The sequence below is a fragment of the Sphingobium nicotianae genome, from assembly GCF_018603885.1.
Taxonomy (GTDB): Bacteria; Pseudomonadota; Alphaproteobacteria; order Sphingomonadales; family Sphingomonadaceae; genus Sphingobium; species Sphingobium nicotianae.
Genome location: NZ_JAHGAW010000013.1, coordinates 170,380 through 180,887, shown reverse-complemented (window position 1 = coordinate 180,887; position 10,508 = coordinate 170,380). Strand labels below are relative to the sequence as shown.

Genomic DNA, 10,508 nt, shown 5'->3' with positions numbered 1-10,508 from the left:
TGCTTCGGTCGCCTCAAGCATTTCCGCCGCTTCGCCACGCGCTACGATCGGCGCACTATCCATTTCGCCGGCTTCATCCACCTCGCTGCCGCCATGATCTGGCTTCGCTGAATGTCGATCCGGCCTAGACCACCGGATTGCCGAAGGTCTGGAAGCGGGCAAGCAGCGCGACGCACAGGATGATCGCCAGCGCCCAGCCCCGCTCGCGCCGGACCACGGCGTGCGTTTGGCTGAGCGATGGGCGCAAGGGTCCGTGCACGACGCTGTAACGGATCAGATCGGCCACAGCCTTGGCCGCACCGACGAAAAATGCCGAATTCACGGCAGGACGAGCGAGTCGGCCCCTTGCGCGCCTGCGGGAGCGAGTCGCGGCGCGGGCCCGGCGCCGCATCGGCCCCGCCGCCGACAGCCCGGCCCGTCACGCGCTGTCGCCGGCCTCCCCCTCCGCCTCCGCCTCCGCCGGCGCCCAGTCCGGCCACTCGGCCCCGGCCAGCCGCCAGGGCGCTTCCCCCTCGCGGAACGGCTCATGCTCCTCGAGTCCCATGGGCGGGACCAGCACGCCATGCGCGATGGCGCGATCCGCGCCGATGCGCACGAACGGCTCGTCCGGATCGTCCAGCGCCGCCGCGATCGCCGCGTCCCCGGTCGCGTCCGCCACCGCCCGCGCCCGCGCCGCGCAATCCTCCAGCGCCGCCATGATCTGCGCCTGCGCCTGCGCGTCGAGCGGCACGCCGGCAAAGCCGCCCAGCAGCGCCGCCGCCGCATCGTCGCGCTGCTGCCCGCTCGCCGCGCCGCCGCCCGCCGGGCCGGTGATCACCGTGCGCAGCGTCGTGGCGGAGAGCTGCGCGCCCGCCATTGCCCCGGCCGACGCCCCAATCGATGACGCCGCCGATGACGACGCCACGCCGCCACGCGCGCCAGCCGCACCGGCACCGACAGCAGCACCGGCACCGGCACCAGCACCGCCCCCGGCTCCCGCGCCAGCCTCCCCGCCCGATCCGCTCACCGCCTCCGCCGATGCCCGCGTCGAGAAATAATTGATCGTCGTGCGCCGCCCCTCCCCATCCTGGCCATAATGGCGCAGGCAGAACATCAGCAGCTTGTCGTTATATTTGCGGCGATAGCCCATCAGCTTGCCGCCGGCGAACACCGGCACCAGCTCCCCCTCGATCGCGCGCTGGAAAGCGATGTCCTTGAGCCGCTTCACCCCCAGGTCCAGCGCCGCATCCCACGCCCGCCGGAATCCCTCCGCCCCCGCCGCCCGGCGCAGCGCATAGCAATTCACCTGCGCGATATTGACCATCCGCGCCGCCCGATCGACGCACCCCGTGTCCGCCAGCGCCGCAATGAACGCCCGCTGCCGCTCCGGCGTCCAGCCATCATGCCGGAAGCGGCGCGGCACCGGCGCGAACTCCGGCAACGGCGGCCGCGCCTCCTTCGGCGCGGCGGGCAGGCGCTTGGGCATGGTCGGTCTCCTTGGCGAGAGGGCGAATCGACCAGCTTATGCCTGGGGTTTGGGGATGTAGGACAGGGGGGAGTTCAGCTTTGGACGCGCGCTCTCGAGCGAGAACTTGGTGGAGCTGGGGGATCGAACAATGGATCCGAAATCGGCGGAAAACGTCGGTTGTCTAAAGATCGCACACTGCCACCTGAGCGTCCTTTTGTAGCAATTTCGAGGCGCACCGCAATGCCGGGGTTACGCCTTACGCCAGAGCCTCCACCTCACGGCACCCAACGGGTTTCATCAAGAAGATCGAGCCGCCTTCCAAAGGAAGTCGGGGGAAATCCAACGGCATCAAAACCTCTTACAACGGTATCAGAGCCGTAGCGAACAACGTACATTGAATTCAGCGGCTTGGTGAGGTTGCCATATCTGGGGGAAACTACATCGGCGTATATGCAGACTTTGAAATACATATCTCGACGCGTATCGAAATCGTTAATTTGCGAACTAACATCCTGCTTTGCACGCAAGTCCTTTACCTCAATATCTCCAGGATTAACCTTAAATGGTCCCACGATATTGGTCTGTTTTCCTTGAAGGCGAGGGAATGAAAAGCCGCTCCCTTCGGCACATCCTTTGGGATCCTTTATACTGATGACGGGCCATACCGCCATATATATAGCATTGACGGCCACGCTTCGGTTCCCGCCGTTGAAAAACGTAAACGTTTGATTATGACTGATATAGCTCTTACCTCTCGTTTCTAACAGTTGCGGAAGGTCCGTTGAACCGACCACACTTAGTTGTAGGCGCTCCTTGAACTGAGTATCCCAGGTTACAAATGCGGACAGAGCCAGCGCTGCTACGCTGACCGCAAGACTAACTATCTCTGTAGGCTTAAAGGCCCATGAGGTGCGTTTTGTCATGTTGAGCTTCCCAGGTATCCTTTAAGCCTTAGCACAATAGCTTTGTTTAGCGCAGGCCACGGCTTAATTTTGATGGAGATTTGCTAGGAGGTCACTCCGACCTCTGTGAGCCGAGCTTCCCCTGGTACCCTACCCATGTAACCCTCAGAAAACTGCCGTTTATTCGCCTGCCAAAACCTCGTTGTTCACACGTGTACGTTCGGATAATCGGGAACAAATCAGCCAGATCCATGCAACCGCACGCCCGCGACAAAGCAACGGCGACCCTGTCGGGTCGCCGCGCGCGCCGGTCCCGAAGGACCAGGAGAGATACTCTCGATATGAGCGCCGAACGCTTATTGGCGACCAGTCGCCCCGCGCAAGCCCCGATGTGACGATCCCGCGCGCGTTAGCACGCAAGTTCGCAATATTCTTACGCCCGGATTCAGCCCTTTTTACGCCGCCTTCGAGCGCGAGTTCCGCTTGCGGTCGTTCGAATCCAGCCAGCGCTTGCGCAGGCGGATCGTCTTGGGCGTGACCTCGACCAGCTCGTCATCGTCGATATAGGCGATGGCCTGCTCCAGCGTCATCTTCCAGGGCGGGGTCAGGCGGACGGTGTCGTCCTTGCCGCTGGCGCGGAAGTTGGTGAGCGCCTTGGACTTCATCGGGTTGACCTCGAGGTCTTCCGGCTTGGCATTCTCGCCGATGATCATGCCCTCGTAGAGCACTTCGCCGACACCGACCATGAGCACGCCGCGCGCTTCCAGCGGGCCGAGGGCATAGGCATTGGCCTCGCCCGCGCCGTTGGAGATGAGCACGCCGTTCTTGCGGCCCTCGATCGTGCCCTTGTGGGGGCCATATTTCTCGAACAGGCGGTTCATGATGCCGGTGCCGCGCGTGTCGCTCAGGAACTCGCCATGATAGCCGATCAGGCCGCGCGAGGGCGCCGAGAAGGTGATGCGCGTCTTGCCGCCGCCGGAGGGGCGCATGTCGGTCATCTCGGCCTTGCGGATGTTCATCTTGTCGACGACGGTGCCGGTATATTCATCGTCCACGTCGATCACGACGATCTCGTAGGGCTCGGTGCGGTTGCCCGCCTCGTCCGTGCCGAAGAGCACGCGCGGGCGGCTGATGCCGAGCTCGAAGCCCTCGCGGCGCATCGTCTCGATCAGCACGCCGAGCTGGAGCTCGCCGCGGCCGGCCACCTCGAAGCTGTCCTTGTCGTCGCTCTCGGTCACCTTGATCGCGACATTGCTCTCCGCCTCGCGGAACAGGCGGTCGCGGATCATGCGGCTGGTCACCTTGTCGCCTTCGCGGCCGGCCATCGGGCTGTCGTTGACCGCGAAGCGCATCGAGAGCGTCGGCGGGTCGATCGGCTGGGCCTGGATCGGGGTGGTGACGCTGGTCTCGGCGATCGTGTTGGAGACGGTCGCGACGGTGAGGCCGGCGAGGCTGATGATGTCGCCCGCGCGCGCCTCGTCGACCGGCACGCGCTCGAGGCCGCGGAACGCCATGATCTTGGAGGCGCGGCCGGTCTCGATCACCTTGCCGTCCATGTCCAGCGCGTGGATCGGCTGGTTGATCTTGAGCGTGCCGGAGGTGACGCGCCCGGTCAGGATGCGGCCGAGGAAATTGTCGCGGTCGAGCAAAGTCACCAGGAAGGTGAAGGGCGCGTCGACGTCCAGCGCCGGCGGCGGGACATGATTGACGATGGTCTCGAACAGCGGGGTCAGCGTGCCCTCGCGCTTGTTCGGGTCGGTGTTGGCATAGCCGTTGCGGCCCGAGGCGTAGAGCACGGGGAAGTCGAGCTGCTCGTCGGTCGCGTCCAGCGACACGAACAGGTCGAACACCTCGTCCAGCACTTCCTGGATGCGCTCGTCCGGCCGGTCGACCTTGTTGACGACGACGATCGGGCGCAGGCCGAGCGCCAGCGCCTTGCCGGTCACGAACTTGGTCTGCGGCATGGCGCCTTCCGACGAATCCACCAGCAGCACGACGCCGTCGACCATCGAGAGGATGCGCTCCACCTCGCCGCCGAAGTCGGCGTGGCCGGGCGTGTCGACGATGTTGATGCGCGTGACCGTCCCGTCCGGCCCCGCCCACTCGACCGAGGTAGGCTTGGCGAGGATGGTGATCCCGCGCTCCTTCTCGAGGTCGTTCGAATCCATCGCCCGCTCCTCGACGCGCTGATTCTCGCGGAAGGTGCCGGACTGGCGGAAAAGCTGGTCAACAAGGGTGGTCTTGCCATGGTCGACGTGCGCGATGATGGCAACGTTCCGCAGAGCGTTGGGACGGGAGCTCATGATATCTCTCTGGTTGTGTTGGCGGCGCAGCCGGTGGGCCGCCCTGAAGTCGCCGCGCCATTAGCCGAAAAGCCGCGGCGAGGCAATGCCGCTTTGCCAGCGCTCCGGATCATGCGTCGCGCCCGAGGGCGGTGACACCGGCCGCCAGCGGATTGTTCGGGCGGGGTTCAGCCGGCGCGTGGCACGGAGCAGGCCATGAGCAAGACGACGAGTCATATCCTCAACGCCGCCTCGAACCTGCTCGGCATCTCCATCGTGCTGATCACCGGCATCAAGGTGACCGGCCATTCCAACCACACGATGGCCGACGAGATTGCCTGGCTCGCGGCGCTCTGTTTCGCGCTGAGCTGCCTGCTCTCCTATCTCGATCTGCGCGCCGAGCCCGAGGACACGCCGCACGAGCGACGCGCGGACAGGCTCTTCATGGCCGGGCTCGCGGCGCTCATCATCGCGGCCGCCGTGCTTGCCTTCTCGGATTTCACCAAGCAGTCGAGCGTCCTGTTCACGCCCGCGGCGACCTTGCATAATGCATAGATTTTGAGCAGGCCCCGCTCTCGTGATAGGCTATAGGGGGTCAGGAATGTGGGGGGACTGCGATGAGCGACGCGCAAGCGATGCCGAATAATACCGAGGATTGGGGCGGCGAGATGGGCCGCACCTGGCTCGCCAATCTCGAGCGGTTCGAGAGCATGATCCAGCCGATCGGCGCGGCTTTGCTCACGCATGCCCAGTTCAAGCCGGGCGAAAGCGTGATCGACATCGGCTGTGGCGGCGGCGCGACGACGATCGCGATCGGCCGTGCCGTCTCGCCGGGCGGGCGCGCCACCGGCCTCGACATCTCGCTGGAGTTGATCCAGTCCTGTGGCGTGCGGGCAAGCCAGGGCACGCAGTCGCAGGTCTGCTTCGTGTGCGCCGACGCGGCCACCGTCACCGTCACCGACGCGCCGTTCGACCGGCTCTTCTCGCGCTTCGGCAGCATGTTCTTCGCGGATGCCCATGCCGGCTTCCGCAACTTGCGCAAGATGGTGAGGGACGGCGGACGGATCGACCTTTCGGTCTGGGCGCCGCCCGAGGAGAATGAGTGGATCCGCACGCTGATGGGCGCGATCGGCAAGCATGTCGACCTGCCGCCGCGCGAGCCGCACGCGCCGGGGCCGTTCGCCCTGTCCGATCTCGACTATCTGCACGACGTGCTGACGCAGGCGCGGTTCGGCGCGATCGAGATCACGCCCTGCGAGCGCAGCATGCCGGTCGGCGGCGCCGGCGCCACGCCCGATGCGGCCGCGCGGATGCTGGTCTCGACGCTCTCCATCGGCGAGGCTGTTCAGGCGGCGGGCCCGGACAAGCGGGACGCCGTGATCGCCGACCTCACCAGCGCGCTCGCCGCGCATCACCAGCCCGGCGTGGGCAACATGCTGGCCGGCAAGGCATGGATCGTGACCGCGACAGCGGTCTAGGAAAACGGGTCCGAGAATCACGCATCCATCACCCCGGAGGCGGGTCCATCTCCGCCTGTCGCCGATGGCTCCGCCGGCACCGGATGGCGCGCTCCAAGCGTGATGGACCAAGTTCCGGCAACTCGTCGCAGCCAAGGCAGCACTCGTCGATGCATCCTCCTCGGTTCGTCGCAACGGCGGGCCGTGGGCGCCAGCCGTTTACCTTTTGTTAACCGATCCAGCCCATTTCAAGGTTAACTCTTTGTCAACAAGGGTTTATCTAATGGAAAAAATCATGCTTCTCGCGGCTCTCGCCGCGCTGTCGGCCTGCGCCTCACGCCCTCAGGCCGTTCTGAAAACGCCGACTCCGGTGGCAGCCTTCACGCTGCCCAAGACCGGCTGGCAGGCCATCGTGACCAGCGAGGACGATCAGCGGGTGGCCCATCTCCCGGCGACGTGGGCCGACGCGCTCGCCGCCTCGAAGCGCTATAGCAAGCAGATCGCGCGCGAGGGCGATCTGCTGCAGCCCGGCGCCGCGCGCAATTATCCCGCCCCGCCGCCCGGCTCCTATCGCTGCCGGCTCGTCAAGATCGGCGTGGCGCAGGGGCGCGAGCCGGCCTTCCAGGCCTTCCCGGAATATTTCTGCCACGTCCGCGGCGACCGCGCCGGGGCCCTGTTCTTCACCAAGCAGACCGGCACCGAGCTGCCCGGTGGCTGGCTGCATGAGGATGGCGAGCGCCGGCTGGTGCTCACCGGTGCGAAACAGCATGGCGTGAACGATGCGCCGCTCGTCTATGGGTCCGAGCCGAACCGCGATCTGGTCGGCGTCGTCGAGCGCATCGGCCCGTTCCGCTGGCGGCTCGTATTGCCCTGGCGCGGACCGCGGGAGGGGCTGGACATCTATGAGTTGACCCCGGTGCCGATCGAGCAGCAGGCCGCCGAGCCGGCGCCGATGGATGGCGCGACGAGACAGTGAGTGGGTCAGGCGATGCGGGCTTGCTCCCCTGCCCTACCACCGTTTGAAAGAGGCTGATTGACAGGACTGAAAGAGCAGGACTGAAGGCCCTCAGTCCGCCCGCGGCATCCGGTTCCAGGCATCCAGCGCGGCGATCTTGTAGGCTTCCGCCAAGGTCGGATAGTTGAACGTATTCTCGATGAAATAGTCGATCGTGCCTTTGAGGTTGAGCACCGCCTGGCCGATATGGATCAGCTCCGTCGCGCCTTCGCCCAGGATGTGGACGCCGAGCAGCCGCCGCGTGCGGATCGAGAAGATCATCTTCATCATGCCGCTGTCGAGTCCCATGATTTGGCCGCGCGAGGTCTCGCGAAAGCGCGCAATCCCGCATTCATAAGGGATCTTCTTCTCCTTCACTTCCTGCTCGCTCATCCCCACGGTCGAGATTTCCGGCACCGCATAGATGCCATAGGGGAAATAGGCCGGCGCGGGCGGCATCGGCAGGCCGAAGGCGTGGCAGGCGGCGATGCGGCCCTGCTCCATCGAGGTCGAGGCGAGGCTCGGGAAGCCGATCACGTCACCGGCCGCATAGATATGGGGCACCTCGGTCTGGAAGGTCTTGGGATCGACCTTGAGCCGCCCGCGATTGTCGACCGCGAGACCGCAATTCTCGAGGCCGAGGCTGGCGGTGGCGCCGACGCGCCCGGCGGCGAACAGCAACATCTCGGTGCGGATCGAGCGGCCATCCTCCAGCGTCGTGACGACCTTGCCGGCCTCGTCCTTGACGATCTGCGTCACCTTGGCGCCCAGCCGCACGATCATGTTGCGATCGCGCAGCTGGTGGACAAACTCGTCGATGATCTCGCGGTCGACGAAATCGAGAAAGCTCTCGCGCGGTTCGATCAGCGTCACCTGCACGTCAAGCGCCGAGAAGATGGTGGCATATTCGATGCCGATGACCCCCGCGCCGATCACCACCATCGAACGCGGCACGCGCGGCATCTCGATCAGTTCGTCGCTGTCCAGGATGACGTCGTCGTCGAATGGGATATAGTCGGGGCGAAAGGGCGCCGTGCCGACCGCGATCAGGAAGCGCTCACCCTGGATGATCAGTTCGCTCTCGTCGGGCGATTTGACCATGATGCTGTGCGGATCGATGAAGCGGGCAAAGCCTTCCATGGTACGCACGCCGTTGCGCTGGAACTGATGCTCCAGCACGTCGACCTCATGCTCCAGCGTCTTGTTGAGCCGCGCGTCGAGATCGCTGCCCTCGATATTCTTCTTCACGCGGTAGGAGCGGCCATAAAAGCCGCGCTCGCGCCAGCCAGTGAGATTGAGCACGGTCTCGCGCAGGGTCTTGGAAGGGATCGTGCCGGTGTGCACCGAGACGCCGCCGACGCGCCTGCGCCCTTCGACCACCAGCACCGACTTGCCGAGCTTCGCCGCCTGCACCGCCGCGCGCTTGCCCGCAGGCCCCGAGCCGATCACCACGAGATCGTACGCGTCCATAATGCCCCCCGTTCCTTGGCGGACTTCCCGTCCGTCCAGGCGCCTGTTCAGGGACATCCTCTCGAAGCGGTGATCGTGCTGCATTTGCTGCGCCTTTGCAATCGTCGCGGATAACAGGGCAGCATTACGAGCGAATGGCTAAGATTGATTTACCATGGGGCGTGGCGGGTCTCGGGAAGGCCGGCATATGCAACAAAGCGCCCTGTCGGAGACGAAGCCATTGCGGCCATCTTCAAAGCCCTCTCCCGCGTTCGCGGGAGAGGGTTGGGTGAGGGTCTTTCTTCTTTCCGCGGCAGGTGAAGCTCTTCAATCGGCGGGCTCAAGGACCCTCACCCTCCCGCTTCGCGGGCCCCTCCCTCTCCCGCGAAGGCAGGAGAGGGCTCTTGCAACCGGCCGCTCCTCAAAGCCGACACGCACACCCCGCAAATTCACGGCGCCACAGCCTCTTCTTGATCCTCTAACATATTGAAAATATATGATTATTTTGGAACATCATTCACCCCTGTCCTACAAACCCCGAAACATGCCATCCCCTTCACGGCCAACGCTCTGAAGACACAGGATTTTAGAGAAACTCCCATGCGCGATATGTGTGATGTTCGTAATGTTTCGCCATTGCCCACCCAGTCGCCCGCCATCCGCACGGGCGGGCTTACTTCTTGCGCCATGCCACCCTATAATTCCGGCCTTGAACCCTTGGTGTCATATTGCAATATAACACCATCGAGGAGACATTGATGGCCACGACCGCAACGACCACCGCGCCTGACGCGAAGCTCGACCTGACCCCGCCCGAACCGGTGCCGGTGGTCCCGGCAGAGAAGGCCGCGGGGCTGGTGCCGATCGAGGAAGAAAAGAAGTCCAAGCTCGATGAGAAAGTCGACAGCTTCGTCGAGGAGCTGGCCGCGCTCGATGCCAATTCGCCGGAGTTCGGCGCCAAGGTCGACCAGATCACCAATATGGGCCGCAAGGAAATCGCCGAAGCGGCGGGCCATTCCAATCGCTTCCTCGACCGTCCGGTGCGCGCGATGGATTCGGACGTCAGCGTCGGGTCCGACCTGGCCGAGCTGCGCCGGGTGATCGAGGATCTCGATCCGGGCAAAAAGGGCAATCTGCTCGCGCCCAAGAAGCTGTTCGGCATCATCCCGTTCGGCAACAAGATGCGCAACTATTTCGACAGCTACAAGTCGAGCCAGACGCACATCAACTCGATCCTGGGCAGCCTCGGCTCGGGCAAGGACACGCTGATCAAGGACAATGCCGCGATCGACGTCGAGCGGCAGAATATGTGGGCGACTATGGGCCGCCTGGAGCAGATGATCCACATCGCCAGGGCAATGGATGCCCGGCTGGAAGCCAAGGCACTGGATCTGGAGGTGACCGACCCCGCCAAGAGCAAGGCGATCAAGGAAAGCGCCCTCTTCTATGTCCGCCAGCGCACGCAGGATCTTCTGACGCAAATGGCGGTGACGGTGCAGGGCTATCTCGCGCTCGATCTGGTCAAGAAGAACAATGTCGAGCTGGTGAAGGGCGTCGACCGCGCCTCGACCACCACGGTCGCGGCGCTGCGCACCGCCGTCACGGTGGCGCAGGCACTGGCCGGTCAGCGGCTGGTGCTGGAGCAGATCACCGCGCTCAACACGACGACGGCGAACATCATCGACAGCACGGGCGCGTTGCTCAAATCGCAGACCGCCCAGATCCACGAGCAGGCCGCCAACAGCACCATCCCCCTCGAAACACTGCAGCGCGCCTTCCAGAACATCTACGACACGATGGACAATATCGACACCTTCAAGCTCAAGGCGCTGGAGAATATGAAGACGACGGTGACGACGCTGACCAGCGAGGTCGAGAAGTCCAAGGGCTATATCGCGCGCGCCGAGGGCCAGGCCCGGGCACAGGCGGCGGTGACGAGCGGCAATTCGCCGCTGACCGCGATCGAGTGATCCGCTG

9 protein-coding genes are annotated in these 10,508 nt (G+C 64.5%); 4 read left to right on the top strand and 5 right to left on the bottom strand.

Annotated features, from left to right (window positions below; all coding sequences use genetic code 11):
* Positions 1-124 precede the first annotated feature (124 nt).
* The 4 genes from KK488_RS18795 to typA form a co-directional block, all read right to left on the bottom strand.
* Positions 125-322, bottom strand: a complete 198-nt coding sequence (locus tag KK488_RS18795) for a hypothetical protein (RefSeq protein WP_214625239.1) — start codon at positions 320-322, stop codon at positions 125-127.
* A 96-nt stretch (positions 323-418) separates the two neighbouring features.
* The gene (locus KK488_RS18790; protein WP_214625238.1) at positions 419-1,465 is read right to left on the bottom strand and encodes a hypothetical protein; all 1,047 of its coding nucleotides are present in this window, start codon (positions 1,463-1,465) and stop codon (positions 419-421) included.
* A 257-nt stretch (positions 1,466-1,722) separates the two neighbouring features.
* Positions 1,723-2,370, bottom strand: a complete 648-nt coding sequence (locus tag KK488_RS18785) for a hypothetical protein (RefSeq protein WP_214625237.1) — start codon at positions 2,368-2,370, stop codon at positions 1,723-1,725.
* A gap of 434 nt (positions 2,371-2,804) precedes the next feature.
* On the bottom strand, positions 2,805-4,652 hold the full coding sequence (gene typA / locus KK488_RS18780; protein WP_214625236.1) for a translational GTPase TypA: 1,848 nt from the start codon (positions 4,650-4,652) through the stop codon (positions 2,805-2,807).
* Between the two features lie 195 nt (positions 4,653-4,847).
* Between typA and KK488_RS18775 the strand changes: the two genes are divergently transcribed.
* The 3 genes from KK488_RS18775 (at position 4,848) to KK488_RS18765 (ending at position 7,064) form a co-directional block, all read left to right on the top strand.
* Complete coding sequence (locus KK488_RS18775; protein WP_214625235.1) at positions 4,848-5,186, top strand: hypothetical protein; 339 nt, start codon at positions 4,848-4,850, stop codon at positions 5,184-5,186.
* 62 nt (positions 5,187-5,248) lie between these two features.
* Positions 5,249-6,109: a class I SAM-dependent methyltransferase gene (locus KK488_RS18770; protein WP_214625234.1), complete on the top strand. Its 861-nt coding sequence runs from the start codon at positions 5,249-5,251 to the stop codon at positions 6,107-6,109.
* A 274-nt stretch (positions 6,110-6,383) separates the two neighbouring features.
* Positions 6,384-7,064, top strand: coding sequence for a DUF4893 domain-containing protein (locus tag KK488_RS18765; RefSeq protein ID WP_214625233.1), 681 nt, complete (start codon positions 6,384-6,386; stop codon positions 7,062-7,064).
* 90 nt (positions 7,065-7,154) lie between these two features.
* Here the strand turns inward: KK488_RS18765 and sthA are convergent, their stop codons facing one another.
* Entirely contained in the window at positions 7,155-8,552 is a 1,398-nt protein-coding gene (sthA, locus tag KK488_RS18760; protein ID WP_214625232.1) for a Si-specific NAD(P)(+) transhydrogenase, read from the bottom strand.
* A 737-nt stretch (positions 8,553-9,289) separates the two neighbouring features.
* Here sthA and KK488_RS18755 point away from each other — a divergent pair.
* Entirely contained in the window at positions 9,290-10,501 is a 1,212-nt protein-coding gene (locus KK488_RS18755; RefSeq protein WP_214625231.1) for a toxic anion resistance protein, read from the top strand.
* The last annotated feature ends 7 nt before the right edge of the window (positions 10,502-10,508 follow it).